Raw genomic sequence first — 13,648 nt, 5'->3', positions numbered from 1 at the left:
GGTAGTGGCTATGGAGCAAGAACAGCTTAGGCATCAATACCTGGATGCAATGGGTATATCCAGCTGGCTACCTTGTGCTTCTCTAGCGGGAGCGAAACCATCACCTGATTGGGTTGATGACTTTCAGTATCCCGCTCCAGAAATTCCTTTCGATTCTCCAAATCGCCCTCAGCAGCAAAATGTAGCTAGTACAGCACCTGTTTCTAGAAAGTCATCTCCTGAAACTATGCAGCAGGGAATGTCGGAAGCACGCGCTGCTTTAGGTTTAGTGTCCGAAGAGGTTAATAAGCCTGCTTCTAAACCTGCGGCTGCTATCGCAGAAGATTCTGATGTAGTTGCTGAGTCTGATAAGGTTCAAACGCAGGAGCAGGACGAAGCTCCAGTCTTTAAACTTGTCTTCCAGCGGATCGGTAGCGTGTTGATTGTGGACAGTTTACCGCCTCAGGGAGGTAATTTTGCTAACAATTATCAACAGTTAGCTGCTGCCATCGTGGCTGCTTTAGGTCGATCAGGTCCAGCTGAAGCTGCTTTTATGCTGCCTTGGCCGATGTTTGCTAGCAAAACTTTAGATCAGGGTTATAAGCAGGCGCTAAGTGCTGTTCAGCATAAGCTATCAAAAGAACTGCAAACTGAAGAGGTACAAACGGTTCTTCTCTTTGGTGAAGCTGCAGCTCAAATGGTGATGGATCGTAAAGAGAGCTTGGAAGAGCTTAAAGGTATCAGCTTCACGATTAAATCTGGTGTTAAAGCGATTGCGACCTACAGCTTGACTGAAGCGATGCAGCTCCCAGGAATCAAGCGCCAAATCTGGTTAGACCTAAAACCTAGCGTTGTTTAAGCCTCTTTTATGAATATTGATGCCCTTCAGGCAAAGGATCTTGCAGCAATAGAGCGTATTGCTCAAGCTTGTTTCACTAATGGTGCCTGGTCGGCTAAACAATACCTAAAGCAAATAGAATCAGAGCGATCTGTCGCTCTTGGTTTGTATTCACCGGACTTAATCGGTTATGTCATGTTTTCGCAAGTTCTAGATGAGGCGGAACTGCTCCAGATTGCGGTCGATCCTGCCCACCAAGGGTGTGGTTATGCACAGCTACTGATAAGTCAGGGAGCTCAACAGCTACAAAATGCTGGCGTTATTCGAGTGATGCTTGAGGTGAGGGAATCTAACTTAGCTGCAATAGCGTTGTATGATAAAAGTGGCTTTGTAACTGAAGGGGTGCGCAAAAATTACTACCCTTCAGTTCAAGGGGGACAACGCGAAGACGCTGTGCTAATGGGTATGTCTATAGAGCCAGTACCCTGTAATTAATCAGAGAAGGTGCAGCTGCGGTTGCGACCACTTTCCTTGGCTTTATAAAGCGCTTGGTCGGCTTGCTTAAGCAGGCCAGAAGGAGTTTCTGCATTGTTAGCAGTTGAGCTAATGCCCATGCTGACAGTCACATGCTCTGCTGCTTGAGACTTAGCATGAGGAATAGCTTTAGAGGCTAAGGAGGCGACTATGTTGCTTGCGATCTTTTCTGCTCCTTCTATATCAGTATCCGGCAGGATAATGACAAACTCTTCACCACCATAGCGTGCCAGAAGGTCATGAGAACGATTAAGCTCACCTTTCAATAGCTTGGCGACGGCTTTAAGACATTCATCCCCTTGCTGGTGGCCATAGTGATCGTTATAGGTTTTAAAGAAGTCTATATCGAGCATGATAGCTGCAAGCTCAAGTTGTTCCCGCTTATTGCGTTTCCACTCTTTTAACAGGTTTGTTTCCAGATCTCGACGGTTAGATATCTTGGTAAGTGGATCTTGTGAGCTAAGTTTTTCTAAGCGAGAGTTGGCGGCATCGAGGGCCTTTTTCATATTAGCGATACGTTCCATCGCCAAAATTTTAGCTTTTAGGACAATCGGACTGACCGGTTTGGTTAGGTAATCGTCACCGCCAGCATCAATACCTTCCTCATAGTGCTTTTCATCACTTTGGCCGCTGAGGAAAATAATAGGGAACCAATCATTGGGGAAGCGGTTGCGGATTTCACGAGTCAGATCAAAGCCATTGAGGCCTGGCATTTCGACATCAGTTAGAACTAGATCAATTCCACCCTTATCTAAAGCGGCTAAGGCTTCGTCTCCTTGAGAGGCGGTAATAGGTGTATGATTGGCGTCCTGAATAACGGCGCTGATTATTTCACGAATAAAACGATCATCATCTACTACAAGGATGTTCATTTATTCTCCGCATTGGTTAAGGAAAAAGTGATACACGTCAAAAGAAATACCGTATCTCTTTATCATATAAGTAGATAATTAATCTTCAACGTAAAATGTGTCCTAATCATTAAAAAGTAGAAAAATATGAGCTTTTCCGAAGGATTATTACATTCATATTGGTTGATTGGTGGTGCCCTTATTTACTGTATGGTTTTGTTTTGTGCCATCAGAAATGCACCTTGGTCTACATTGGGCGATAACCGAACACTACAACACATGCTGTTTGGTGCTACGGCTTTGTTGATGGTTTTATGGTCTATGAGAGCGGGTATCTCACCTGGTTTAGGTATCCATTTTCTGGGCCTGACCATTATGACCTTAGTGTTTGGTTGGGATCTGGCGATACTATCTGCGACTGTTGCTCTAATTGGGATGGCTGTAGTGGGGAAGGAAAGCTGGGATGGTTTGCTGTTAAGTGGCGTCTGTTCTGTACTGCTGCCTGTAGCGTCTACATGGCTTCTTCATCGTATTGTTGAGGCCAAAATGATGAAGAATTTTTTTGTTTTCTTATTCGTCTGTGGTTTTTTGGGTGCGGGCCTCTCCGCCGCTGTTGCAGGCTTATCTGCAAGTGCGATTCTAGTGTTAGACGGTGTATACACCGTCGAGAAAATTATCCACGAATATGTACGTTATCTACCGCTTATTATGTTCCCAGAAGGCTTGATGAACGGGATATTTCTCACCGGGATGTTGGTGTTCCATCCTGATTGGGTGCGTACCTTCGATGCCAAGGCTTATATAGACGATCAGTAAAGCGCTTTATCGTTTTACAGGGCGTTTTGAAAGTTTTCGCTGCAAGGTCCTTCGGTGCATGCCAAGTGCCCGAGCTGTAGCTGAAACGTTACCATCATGTTCATTGAGCACTTTTTGAATATGCTCCCACTCTAAGCGGTTCACCGACATAGGTTGTTCAGTCACTTCAATTTCAGCATCTGCCTCAATCTTGTTCAAAGCGGTCAGGATTTGATCGGCATCTGCAGGCTTCGGAAGGTATTGGGTTGCGCCCAGTTTTATAGCTTCTACTGCTGTGGCGATACTTGCATAGCCGGTCAGCATTAGAATTTTCATTGTAGGGTTTTGTTGTCGAAGTTTAGGGATCAGTATTAATCCAGAGTCACCGTCCATTTTAAGATCTACAGTCGCTAGGTCTGGTACCCAGGTTTGGATCAACTTTTCGGCCTCTTCGGCGCTACGTGCAACTTGAACTTCAAACTCCCGACGTGTCATTGCGCGTGAGAGTACGCGCGTAAAGGCCGGATCGTCATCAACTATCAGAAAGCGTTCAGTCATCTGCATGCCTTATCGGAAGAGTCACTTCGGTTAACGTACCGCCCTCAGGACGGTTGTAGAGTCTTACATCGCCATCATAGCGCGCCAATGTTGTACTGGTAAGGAAAAGCCCTATTCCTAAACCTTTACCCTTTGTAGTGATAAAAGGTTTACCTAGATTGCTGCTCTGTTCAAGACTAATTCCCGGACCGTTATCGTAGATACGGAAATATACTGTCTGCTGATCCCAATCTAGCTCGATATTGATATCTTCGGGCTCTGCATCTGCGGCGTTATTTAGCAGGTTTAACAGGGATTGTTTTAATGATGTTGTGCAGTTAAGAGAAGGAGGTTCTCCGTCGCCTTGTACAGTGAAGGTACGCGTTACCTCTGGCCGAAGAATCATAAACTGCTCAATAACATCTTCTACCAGTGCCATGGTGGACATCTGCTGCGCAGTCGCTTGCTCTTCTTTCACGCTTTGGCTCATCTGTTTCAGGCGCTGCGCACAAAGTTCAGTTTGCTGGCGTAAAAGTTGTAAGTCTTCTACTAGCTCAGGGTTTTCAGCGTGCTCATGCTCAAGTTCATTGAGTAGGACTTGCATGGTGCTCAATGGCGTTCCCAGTTCATGAGCTGTGCCGGCAGCCATATTGGCGAGCGATAGAAGCTGTTGATCTTGAATGCGTTTCTCGCGTTCTTGATCCAATGTCTCTTGCTGTATCTGCATGGATTGGCGCATGCGAACAATAAAATAGGTTACAACAATTACCGTTAGGAGGAAGTTGATCCACATGCCGAGTATATGAATATCGAACAGTTCCATAATGCGATGCTGGTGACTGCTGTCTAGCTGAACTAGAGGTTCGTAATAAAACAGCAAAGAGCTATATATGGCGATAATCATGAAGGCTATCAACCAGACATAGGCCTTGGACATGGTAGCCGAGGAGATAATCAGCGGGACGAGCAGTAAGAATATAAAGGGATTGGTTGCTCCCCCCATATGAAATAAAAGCGCGCCATATAACGCCATATCTGCGATTAATTGGGTAAAAAACTCAGGCTCTGTGACTGGCCAAGGTGAAAAAAGCCGAGCGTAGGTCATCACATTCAGCAGCGCTAAGGCGGCAAGTGTTGTGCCTACTAACCAGACATTAAGGTCGGCCTGCAAACCGTAAATTGCAAAGATAACCGCAATACATTGCCCGAACAGGGTAACGGTTCTGATGTAAGAAAGCTGAATTAAATTATCGCGATGATTAGCCATCAAAAGATTATACCGTAGAGTGGTGAAAAACTGGCGAGGCAAAATGTCGCAGTGGAGGTAATTTGTCACAGTCGGAGTATAATGCCTGCTTTCTGTCACCATAAATGATGTTTATCCATGAGTATCCTGCAAGAAGAAGTTAATCAACGCCGCACGTTTGCGATTATTTCCCACCCCGATGCGGGTAAAACGACCATTACTGAAAAGCTGTTGTTGTTCGGACAGTTGATTCAGCAAGCGGGTAGCGTAAAAGGGAAAAAAGGCGATCGTATGGCGACATCTGACTGGATGTCGATGGAACAGGAGCGTGGTATCTCGATCACTTCTTCTGTAATGCAGTTTCCGTATAACGGTCGCATGGTTAATCTGCTGGATACTCCGGGTCACGAAGATTTCTCTGAGGATACCTACCGTACACTAACGGCAGTGGACTCTGCGTTGATGGTTGTAGATGGTGCGAAAGGTGTCGAAGATCGAACCATTAAGCTGATGGAAGTTTGTCGTCTGCGTGACACGCCAATTTTCTCGTTTGTGAATAAAATGGACCGCGAAATTCGTGATCCGATTGAATTGCTTGATGAGATCGAAGAAGTTCTGAAAATTGCAGCGGCGCCGATCACTTGGCCAATCGAGATGGGGCCGCGTTTTAAAGGCGTGTATAACCTTTATACCGATACGATTCATGTCTTCCAGCCGGGCCAAGGTCATACGATTCCTGAAGATATTCAGGTTAAAGGCCTTGAGAGTGATGAAGCTAAAGAGCTTTTAGGTGATATCTACGAAGACTTCCTGGATGAAGTTGAGCTGGTTCGTGGTGCTACTCATGAATTCGATAAAGAAGAGTTTATGGCGGGTAAGCTAACCCCTGTCTTCTTTGGTACGGCTTTGGCGAACTTTGGTGTCCGCGAGATGCTAAATGATTTCGTTGAGTGGGCGCCTGCGCCAATTCCACGTGCGACACTAACCCGTGAAGTTGAACCAGCTGAAGAAAAATTCAGTGGTTTTATCTTTAAGATTCAAGCCAATATGGATCCTAAACACCGTGACCGTATTGCTTTTATGCGAATCTGTTCCGGTAAGTACAGTAAAGGCATGAAGATGCGTCATGCACGCATCAAAAAGGATGTGAAAATTGCAGATGCGGTAACCTTTATCGCGGGTGATCGTGAGAACGTAGAGGAAGCATGGTCCGGTGATATTATCGGTTTACATAACCACGGTACGATCCAGATTGGTGATACGTTTACTGCAGGTGAAGATCTTAAATTTACCGGTATTCCTCACTTCGCGCCGGAAATGTTCCGTCGTGTACGCCCATTGGACCCACTTAAAATGAAGCAGCTACAGAAAGGTCTGCAGCAGCTATCGGAAGAGGGTGCAGTGCAGTTATTCCAGCCGTTGAAAAATAATGACCTAATTTTGGGTGCGGTAGGTCAGCTGCAGTTTGATGTTGTTGTATTCCGATTGAAAGATGAATACAAGGTTGAGTGTAAGTACGAGCCGATCAGTGTGCAGACAGCGCGCTGGGCTGAGTGTGATGATGATAAAATGCTGGCTGAGTTCCAGAAGAAGAATCATGATAACTTGGCAATCGATGGTAGTGGTCTTTTGACTTACTTAGCACCAACACGCGTGAACTTGAGTTTGGCTGAAGAGCGTTGGCCTGATGTAGCTTTCCGTGCTACACGCGAGCACTAAACCACTTACCACTAAATAAATGGCTGCAAGCATCTAGGCTTGCAGCCATGTATTTCCCGCCCTAATCTAATGCTATGCAATTTATCGATAGCCACTGTCATTTAGACTTCTCAGAATTTGATCTTTCTCGGAAAGAAATACTTCTTCAGGCAAGAAGCGCCGGTGTAAGCGATATTGTCGTGCCTGGTGTTATCGCTGATAGGTGGCAAGACTTATTGAGTCTGATTAAGTCGGATCATAACCTCTACGCTGCGCTTGGTTTACATCCCTGCTTTATGGCAAAGCACACGCAGGCAGATCTTGAACTTTTAGAAACCTTGTTGGCGACTGAACAGGTCTGTGCTGTAGGTGAGATAGGTCTGGACCTTTTTATTCCTGAGGCCAATCTAGATCAACAATTACTCTATTTGAATGAACAATTGGCTTTGGCAAAGAAGTTTAACCTGCCGGTATTGCTGCATGTTCGTAAAGCGCATGACCAGATGTTAAAACAGTTGCGGCTAATTCAGCTAGAGCGAGGTGGTATTGTGCATGCTTTCTCTGGAAGTGAGCAACAAGCAAGACAATATCTGGATTTAGGTTTCAAATTGGGTATTGGTGGAACGGTTACTTATGAGCGGGCGAAGAAGATAAGGCGGTTAGTGTGCGAATTGCCGCTAGAGTCGTTTGTGTTAGAGACGGATGCGCCAGATATGCCTTTGGCTGGATATCAGGGGGAGGTTAATCTTCCAGCTAATGTAGCAAAAGTGGCAGGTGTGATAGCAGAACTTCGTCAAATAGCTCTGGAGGAGGTTGCAGCTATCACTACCCAGCAATCAAAGAACCTATTGCGATTAATATAAACCGCTTTCAATAGTGCCTAGAGCATCCCAAGCGATTTGTGTCTTGTCGTTAACAGGAATCTTAAAGTAGCGGCCTGTGGTTCCAGCAGGTGAACTGGTGTAACTGCCATCGGCAGGGTTTAGAAGCATACGGGTGAGTGATACTGGATAGTTTGGACCTTTGATTGGAGTACCGTAAGCTTTTTCAATAGGCGCAAGCTGCGAACGAGAAGAAACAATCTTTGTCATGTCACGACATTGAGTCGTATTACCTAAGCAGATAAAACGAAACTTCGTATCGATTAGGTAATAGTCCGTTTCAGTTGGTTCGGATTTGCCTAGAGAAAGGGAGTCCATGCTCATGCAGCCGCTCAAGCCCAAACCAGCAATTAAAAGTAATACTGCATTACGCATACTCATATCCTTATTTAGCAAAGGTCTTCAAAAGGGTTACTAACTTCTAAGCTCACAGGGTTGGCATAGCCTGGAAGTTTTATTTGTGAATCAGTGATTTTAAGATCTTCGCCTTGTAGAACGTTGTGGTCGTAGCGATAGATTGGTTTAGCTTCACCAAGAATGGCTGCTTGGTCATAAGCACTGGCGACAGCACGCGTCTGCTCAAGCTTGTTCTGATACTCTTTTAATTGTGCAGCGCTGTAACGCTTTTTAAGCATGTTGTGGACAACATGTGGCGCTAGCACAGGTGCAGATGCGTTGTTCCCGCCAAAGCCTTTAGAATTCAAAAGCACAGAATCCATGCCGTTTACACCCACTTCATGGTGCTGGTTGCTTAGATTCAGGTTACTTTGGTGAACATCATCAGCAAACGCAGGCGTCGTTACGATGCCTGGGACATAGCCGTATTTCCACGTACCTAGAGATGTGCTTAATTGGTCACCGCCAGCTGTACCTTGCGAGTGGCCTAGATAGCATTTAACTGCGGAAACTGTCCAGTTATCAATAGAGAAGGCTTTAGCTGTCTCATTGATAACATGAGATTCGGTTACGCGGTTTTGCGGAGTACTTGTTCCGTGAGCCTGAACAAAACTGCGCTGTTGCAGTGACTCTTCGCCGAGCATTGATCGGATCAAAGAAGCTGACTTAGCTAGAGTGATGTAGTTACCCACGCCTGGAGCTGAGATTGATTTCTTGTGACCGTCGGCGTTAACAAATACTTCTGGCACAGCGCCATAGATTTCGGCGCCTAGTTCAACCGCTAGGTCATCACTCATTAATAATACGAATTGGCTACTTTCACCAATGGTGAATCCACAGTTATTACCAAACGGACGACATGCTTTGCGGTAGTCATCGCTGGTGAGTTCAGCAAGATTGTCTAAAGCCAAAAGGTCCTTATCTTCAGCAAGAGCGCCCATCGCGCGGAAGCCTTCGATAACTTCGGGTGTAATTGGGGCATCGCTGCCGCCAACTAAAACTACTTTGCGACGACCGCTGCGGATATCATTAACGCCACTGCGCAAGTTATATAGGAAGGTTGCACAAGCACCTAAAGCGCCGCCTGTCGTTCCTACATTGCCTAGAATATAAGCATTCACAAAATCGGCCGGCATTTGCGCATAGCCAAGAGGCATCTGTTTTGATGTTGTACGCTTACCAATCGCTGGGAATTTAGTTAAACCACCAAAACCAAAATCATCTAATTGGCCAATAGAGTTACTCGCATAAACTGCAATCTGGTCTGGTGCAACGTAAGCACTGATGCGTTCAAATGGTATGCCGCTTGAAGAGATCGCATCTGATGCCGCAAAAACAGTCATCTGCAGATTACGTGGGTGATTACGAGATTGGTAGAGTTTGCCTGGTTGGAAGCCGCTAGGCAGTTGACCTGCTGATTGAACAGGTGCTGTTTTACTATCCGGCAAAATTGCTTCTAATTTGCCTGTGACTTCGATTTCAAATTGCCCAGAAGATGTCTCCGTCACTTGCCAATTACTTGGAATGTTTTGCGGCATTTGACGTTTACGTAGCTGGAATTTTAGGGTTTCGTCACCTAAATTGATGCTTGCTGGCTTATTAAACATGACGTTGTTGACGTCAAAGCAGCTACCTTCGATCTGTCGGATCAGAGTGCTATTGAGTAGTTGTTCTTGTAGAGACGCAATAAGTGCCTCTGCAGTGCAAACTTCACCCTCTTGGTTTAGATATTGGCCTTCAGATGTTGTTGCTAGGCCAGTCAAAATAGCGAGATCGGTTAATGTCTCAGTGCGAGATTTAGAATCCAGCTTATCGATGATTAAACGGCGATAAGCATGGTGAAATGAGGCACGTCCAGCAGGGTTTATACCACCAAAACCAACAATGACAGGAAGCTGGGACAATTGTATCTCCTCAAAGGGCAGTACTACAGATAATCGAAGGTCTCTATCTAACCGCTACACAATAACGTATTTTAATCGGTAGTAGATATAGGCCAAATCTAAAAATTACAATCGTATTATTTTATCGGTGTTTACCCGTACTGACTAGCATCTATGACTTATTTTATTTGTTTTTAGTCAGCCAATATTCAGTCATACTATGGCCGAATTCAGGGAGCGCAAGAATCTTAGGAGATATGCATGAAAAAACTGATTGCTGTAGCAGTTACAGGTGTTCTGCTAACGGGGTGTCAAACACTAGATCCTTATACAGGTGAGCAGAAAGTAGGTAATACTACGAAGGGTGCAGGTATTGGCGCTGTAGCAGGTGCTGTACTTGGTGCTGCTGTTTCTAGTAAAAGTGACCGTGGTAAAGGTGCTTTGACCGGTGCTCTTGTGGGTGGTGCTGTTGGTGGCGGTATCGGCTATTACATGGATCAACAGGAAGCTTTGTTGCGCCAAGAATTAGAAGGTACAGGTGTTCGAGTTGAGCGTATTGGTGATTCTATTCGTTTGATTATGCCTGGCAATATTACATTCGCTGTGGATTCTGATCGTATTGCCGGTAGTTTTTACCCGGTGTTGGACTCAGTAGCTAAGGTATTGGCTAAGTTTGATCAGACTGAGCTGAATGTTGACGGCTTTACAGATAGCTCTGGTTCTTTTGAGTATAACCAGCAACTTTCTGAGCGCCGTGCTGCGCGAGTAGGTGATTACCTTGTGAGTGCAGGTGTTGAGCGGTTACGTATTAATGCGCGTGGTTATGGTGAGCGTTATCCAATTGCAGATAATAAAACCTCTGCAGGTCGTTCACAGAACCGTCGTGTAGAGATCAATATTAGCGGAACGCGTCGCTAAGTATGGATACGGCACTCGAGCTTATAAGGCTCGAGTGCGTCCTTTCTTATCTTTTCTTCACTAGCGAGCGATAGCTAAATCGCCGGGCCTAATGTTGAATGACGCAGCTGCACTGCTGATGTGGCCAGAAGCTGAACCCATTTGGACATCATCAATTACCAATGTTTGTTTTGTATTGGTTAGTTGAGTGGTCGCTTTCATATCTGGCGAGTAATAAGTGGACTTGCGGTAGATGGTAAGTTTATCACCTCGTTTTAACCCCTGTTGTTTACCAGAATTAATCCAAATATTTCGATCTTCAATTTGAGTAATCATGGTTGAGAAAGGCTCGCACAGTAATTCGTTTTGAAGCTCTTCAAGAATGGTTTGCTGGAGCTCTTTAACTTTTTGTCCATAATCCTGCTTGAAAAAACCAGCAGTATTGAAGCCTGTTTTAATTGTACGATCTAGATTCCAGAGACCAGCGGTTTGATAGTGTTTTTGGCTGACAAGATGGCCAGTCATACCATCATGGATAAATAGGTCTATTTCAAAGTTTCTTAAGTGTCTTTTGCTTTTGTAATCCAAGGTGTTGTAAAGGTCGATTAGGAAGTTTTTCTCAGTATGAGTGCGAGGATCCATCATCGACATATCGCGGATAACACCGGAGACAACATAGTTTACATTCAGCTGGCCCGCTGTTTGTTGCATGCTGGAAAGGGCGCCGTCATCCAACTGATTGGTTGGGGCGAATTCTGGTTGTGGATGAAGGTTTAGACGGCCGGCGTTGTGAGCAACAAAAGACTGTTTGTTATTCATCAGTTGTGCAATTTGAGCAGGAAAAACACTGCTCACACTGCCTAAGCCACCTAGGTTGGCTTGTTTAAGTTTTAGTAATGGGAAGGCGGTAACGGCAATTGATTTTGTGTAACTGTTGCTTACGCCGTTGTGGCACCCTTGATCAATCAGTACATCAGCCCGAATACGGATAAATAGAGTATTGCCTACGACCTTCTCATCAATAATCTCTATATTGGATACTTGGCCCAAGGTGCTGATCTGCATATTGTCGATTTCTAGGATGCCATCGCGAACGACTTGGCTGCTAGAAATATAAACAGCGGCTTGCATAGAGGCTTGCTGTGAAGCATCTCGAATTGCTGCTTCTCGAGCAGAGTTTATATCTTTGTTGGCAATAATCGCTTGGCCTTGCGCTTCAACAACAACAGCCTGAACTGAAAGGGGCAATAGAAGCAGGCAGGCTAAGATTAATTTTTGCACTAGATTAAACATATCTCACCGTTGACCGATTACTTACACTATATGTAGATAACTTAAATAACAGATATTGGAACTGTGGGCATCTTATCTCAGGGCCCATAAAGCTGACAGTATGCAATTACAATATGATTGTAAATCATTGTATAAGGTCGTGTTTTGTATTGCTCCCTATACCTAGATGATTATGTTAGATTGTGGTGCGTAACCTTTGAGTTTGGAAGATCAGGATGAAAAATATTTTACTGCTGTTAGCGATCGGATGTTTAAGTGGTTGTATGCAGCAAACAAATAAAGATGCTGGGCCTGAGTCCGTGCATATTGAAAGTATGAGTCCTGAAGTCGTTGCAGAACTGCATAAGCTAGAAAAGGCGCATATCGCTGAAAAAGAAGCTCTGTTGGAAAAAGAACGTGCGATGTTGCAGCGAGAGGTTGTGCAGGTTGATGTTTCCCCAAATGGTTTGGATCCTCTCAGTGAGGCTGTTCAGCAAATGGCTGTACAGATGACGGCGGGTTTGCAGCAGAACCGTGTTAAAAAATTTCCAATGGCGGTCATTCCATTCACAAACTTACATAATGAGCGCAAAGTTGGGCGCTTTGGTGAACGTTTAGAACAAGCGTTTATTTATCAGTTACAACAACATGGTTATAACTTGATCGATTACCGCGCGGCGGGGTTAACAACATCAACCAAGCAGCCGCTATCGAAACAGAACCTGTCAGGCCTCAGAACACGCTACAAATTGTATTTCTTGGTGACAGGAACTTATGCGCAACATTCTGATGGTATGGTCATAAATGCCCGAGTTATTGATACAACGACTCGACAGGTGTTGGCAACTGGACAGAGCCATGTAAGTAACGCGCGTTTAGAAGGCGGGTTACCAGGGTATAATCCTCTCAAAGCGTTAAATGAAGATTTGATTATCGAAAATGGAAGTGGGCCGGTTAGGTAAATCATCAGATGAAAAAAGCATACACAAATCTTTTTCGTAAATTGGCAGGGCTGCTTTTATTGACGCCAGTTTTACTTCTTCAGGGGTGTGAAACGGCAGTTGAGACAACCATTGATATGGTTGAAGCCTTACCGGATGTTAATTTTCCAACCCGTGTTGAGGAGCCTAAAGAGCCTAATTGGGTGAGAGCGACGGGCTATGCGCCGATTAGCTTGCAACCGGGGAAAAATCGTCAGCATAAAATTTTGATGGCTATGCGCGCTTCTAAATTGAGAGCTTATCAAGAATTGGCGGGTGTTGTGCATGGTCAGTATCTGTTTGGTACAACATCGGTACAGGATATGATTTTGCAAAATGATCAATTCAAAGCTGCTGTTTCCGGAATTGTTAGAGGGGCAAGAGTTGTGAAGACTTATCCGGTGCAAGAAGATACTTACGCAACTACATTAGAAGTGGATCTAAATCAGGTTCAGCGAGCCTGGATTAGCCGCTAATTTTAGTAATAAAAAAGGGAGCAGATGCTCCCTTTTTTATTATCTAACTTTTAAAAGCTAAGCGATCATTTTTGAGTCGCTTCGAATGCTGCCATCTGTTCTGGTGTCGCTTTCTTTTGGTATTTATCTTTCCAAGTGTCGTAAGACTCACCGTATACCAACTCTCGCGCAGCATCGTAATCGACTTCATGGCCGCGCTTTTCAGCTTCAGCTTTGTACCATTTGCTCAGGCAGTTACGGCAGAAACCCGCCAGAATCATTAGATCAATGTTCTGTACGTCTTTGCGGTTGTCTAAGTGCTCTAGTAGACGACGGAATACAGCCGCTTCGATTTCATTTTGCGTTTGTTGATCCATGTTTTCCTCACTTTATCTTAGCGCCTCGA

Annotated in this window: 15 protein-coding genes; 8 read left to right on the top strand and 7 right to left on the bottom strand. The window is 44.8% G+C overall.

Annotated elements, in window-relative coordinates; all coding sequences use genetic code 11:
• Positions 1-10: 10 nt before the first annotated feature.
• Positions 11-838, top strand: coding sequence for a hypothetical protein (locus tag ACMXYW_RS14305; protein ID WP_415904495.1), 828 nt, complete (start codon positions 11-13; stop codon positions 836-838).
• Positions 839-847: 9 nt separating this feature from the next.
• Entirely contained in the window at positions 848-1,312 is a 465-nt protein-coding gene (gene rimI, locus ACMXYW_RS14300) for a ribosomal protein S18-alanine N-acetyltransferase (RefSeq protein WP_415904494.1), read from the top strand.
• Here the strand turns inward: rimI and ACMXYW_RS14295 are convergent.
• Complete coding sequence (locus ACMXYW_RS14295) at positions 1,309-2,223, bottom strand: GGDEF domain-containing protein (protein WP_415904493.1); 915 nt, start codon at positions 2,221-2,223, stop codon at positions 1,309-1,311. The two genes, rimI and ACMXYW_RS14295, sit on opposite strands and share 4 nt — an antisense overlap.
• A 126-nt stretch (positions 2,224-2,349) precedes the next feature.
• On the opposite strand from ACMXYW_RS14295, the gene ACMXYW_RS14290 reads away from it, so the two are divergent.
• Positions 2,350-3,018 carry an energy-coupling factor ABC transporter permease gene (locus ACMXYW_RS14290; RefSeq protein WP_415904492.1) on the top strand — a complete coding sequence of 223 codons (669 nt, stop codon included), beginning with the start codon at positions 2,350-2,352 and terminating at the stop codon, positions 3,016-3,018.
• Between the two features lie 6 nt (positions 3,019-3,024).
• On the opposite strand, the gene ACMXYW_RS14285 is transcribed toward ACMXYW_RS14290, so the two are convergent.
• Positions 3,025-3,561, bottom strand: coding sequence for a response regulator transcription factor (locus ACMXYW_RS14285; RefSeq protein WP_415904491.1), 537 nt, complete (start codon positions 3,559-3,561; stop codon positions 3,025-3,027).
• Positions 3,548-4,801 (bottom strand): ATP-binding protein, encoded by a 1,254-nt coding sequence (locus ACMXYW_RS14280; protein ID WP_415904490.1) that lies wholly within the window; start codon positions 4,799-4,801, stop codon positions 3,548-3,550. The genes ACMXYW_RS14285 and ACMXYW_RS14280 overlap by 14 nt, the downstream gene beginning before the upstream one ends.
• A 117-nt stretch (positions 4,802-4,918) precedes the next feature.
• Here ACMXYW_RS14280 and ACMXYW_RS14275 point away from each other — a divergent pair, with 117 nt between their 5' ends.
• Both ACMXYW_RS14275 and ACMXYW_RS14270 read left to right on the top strand, forming a co-directional pair.
• Positions 4,919-6,499, top strand: a complete 1,581-nt coding sequence (locus ACMXYW_RS14275) for a peptide chain release factor 3 (RefSeq protein ID WP_415899229.1) — start codon at positions 4,919-4,921, stop codon at positions 6,497-6,499.
• A gap of 74 nt (positions 6,500-6,573) precedes the next feature.
• Positions 6,574-7,341 carry a TatD family hydrolase gene (locus ACMXYW_RS14270; protein ID WP_415899228.1) on the top strand — a complete coding sequence of 256 codons (768 nt, stop codon included), beginning with the start codon at positions 6,574-6,576 and terminating at the stop codon, positions 7,339-7,341.
• Here ACMXYW_RS14270 and ACMXYW_RS14265 read toward each other — a convergent pair.
• Together ACMXYW_RS14265 and ACMXYW_RS14260 are read right to left on the bottom strand one after the other, a co-directional pair.
• Positions 7,333-7,734 carry a hypothetical protein gene (locus tag ACMXYW_RS14265; protein WP_415904489.1) on the bottom strand — a complete coding sequence of 134 codons (402 nt, stop codon included), beginning with the start codon at positions 7,732-7,734 and terminating at the stop codon, positions 7,333-7,335. The genes ACMXYW_RS14270 and ACMXYW_RS14265 overlap by 9 nt on opposite strands.
• Before the next feature lie 14 nt (positions 7,735-7,748).
• Positions 7,749-9,659: a beta-ketoacyl synthase gene (locus ACMXYW_RS14260; RefSeq protein ID WP_415899226.1), complete on the bottom strand. Its 1,911-nt coding sequence runs from the start codon at positions 9,657-9,659 to the stop codon at positions 7,749-7,751.
• 240 nt (positions 9,660-9,899) lie between these two features.
• Here ACMXYW_RS14260 and ACMXYW_RS14255 point away from each other — a divergent pair, with 240 nt between their 5' ends.
• Entirely contained in the window at positions 9,900-10,556 is a 657-nt protein-coding gene (locus tag ACMXYW_RS14255; protein WP_415899225.1) for an OmpA family protein, read from the top strand.
• A 60-nt stretch (positions 10,557-10,616) separates the two neighbouring features.
• Here the strand turns inward: ACMXYW_RS14255 and ACMXYW_RS14250 are convergent, their stop codons facing one another.
• Positions 10,617-11,828 (bottom strand): flagellar assembly protein T N-terminal domain-containing protein, encoded by a 1,212-nt coding sequence (locus ACMXYW_RS14250; RefSeq protein WP_415899224.1) that lies wholly within the window; start codon positions 11,826-11,828, stop codon positions 10,617-10,619.
• Between the two features lie 215 nt (positions 11,829-12,043).
• On the opposite strand from ACMXYW_RS14250, the gene ACMXYW_RS14245 reads away from it, so the two are divergent.
• Both ACMXYW_RS14245 and ACMXYW_RS14240 read left to right on the top strand, forming a co-directional pair.
• Entirely contained in the window at positions 12,044-12,769 is a 726-nt protein-coding gene (locus ACMXYW_RS14245) for a FlgO family outer membrane protein (protein ID WP_415899223.1), read from the top strand.
• Positions 12,770-12,777: 8 nt separating this feature from the next.
• The gene (locus ACMXYW_RS14240) at positions 12,778-13,263 is read left to right on the top strand and encodes an LPP20 family lipoprotein (RefSeq protein ID WP_415899222.1); all 486 of its coding nucleotides are present in this window, start codon (positions 12,778-12,780) and stop codon (positions 13,261-13,263) included.
• Between the two features lie 65 nt (positions 13,264-13,328).
• Here ACMXYW_RS14240 and ACMXYW_RS14235 read toward each other — a convergent pair whose 3' ends face one another.
• Entirely contained in the window at positions 13,329-13,619 is a 291-nt protein-coding gene (locus tag ACMXYW_RS14235; protein ID WP_415885841.1) for a DUF1244 domain-containing protein, read from the bottom strand.
• Positions 13,620-13,648 lie beyond the last annotated feature (29 nt).

It is taken from the genome of Neptuniibacter sp. QD48_55 (assembly GCF_047778115.1).
GTDB lineage: Bacteria > Pseudomonadota > Gammaproteobacteria > Pseudomonadales > Balneatricaceae > Neptuniibacter.
This window is presented reverse-complemented; position numbering and strand designations above follow the sequence as displayed.

Bases quoted from the DNA above. Each gene is read 5' to 3' on its own strand.
- ACMXYW_RS14305 (WP_415904495.1), top strand. From the start codon at position 11: ATGGAGCAAGAACAGCTTAGGCATCAATACCTGGATGCAATGGGTATA.
- rimI (WP_415904494.1), top strand. From the start codon at position 848: ATGAATATTGATGCCCTTCAGGCAAAGGATCTTGCAGCAATAGAGCGT.
- ACMXYW_RS14295 (WP_415904493.1), bottom strand. From the start codon at position 2,223: ATGAACATCCTTGTAGTAGATGATGATCGTTTTATTCGTGAAATAATC.
- ACMXYW_RS14290 (WP_415904492.1), top strand. From the start codon at position 2,350: ATGAGCTTTTCCGAAGGATTATTACATTCATATTGGTTGATTGGTGGT.
- ACMXYW_RS14285 (WP_415904491.1), bottom strand. From the start codon at position 3,561: ATGCAGATGACTGAACGCTTTCTGATAGTTGATGACGATCCGGCCTTT.
- ACMXYW_RS14280 (WP_415904490.1), bottom strand. From the start codon at position 4,801: ATGGCTAATCATCGCGATAATTTAATTCAGCTTTCTTACATCAGAACC.
- ACMXYW_RS14275 (WP_415899229.1), top strand. From the start codon at position 4,919: ATGAGTATCCTGCAAGAAGAAGTTAATCAACGCCGCACGTTTGCGATT.
- ACMXYW_RS14270 (WP_415899228.1), top strand. From the start codon at position 6,574: ATGCAATTTATCGATAGCCACTGTCATTTAGACTTCTCAGAATTTGAT.
- ACMXYW_RS14265 (WP_415904489.1), bottom strand. From the start codon at position 7,734: ATGCGTAATGCAGTATTACTTTTAATTGCTGGTTTGGGCTTGAGCGGC.
- ACMXYW_RS14255 (WP_415899225.1), top strand. From the start codon at position 9,900: ATGAAAAAACTGATTGCTGTAGCAGTTACAGGTGTTCTGCTAACGGGG.
- ACMXYW_RS14250 (WP_415899224.1), bottom strand. From the start codon at position 11,828: ATGTTTAATCTAGTGCAAAAATTAATCTTAGCCTGCCTGCTTCTATTG.
- ACMXYW_RS14245 (WP_415899223.1), top strand. From the start codon at position 12,044: ATGAAAAATATTTTACTGCTGTTAGCGATCGGATGTTTAAGTGGTTGT.
- ACMXYW_RS14240 (WP_415899222.1), top strand. From the start codon at position 12,778: ATGAAAAAAGCATACACAAATCTTTTTCGTAAATTGGCAGGGCTGCTT.
- ACMXYW_RS14235 (WP_415885841.1), bottom strand. From the start codon at position 13,619: ATGGATCAACAAACGCAAAATGAAATCGAAGCGGCTGTATTCCGTCGT.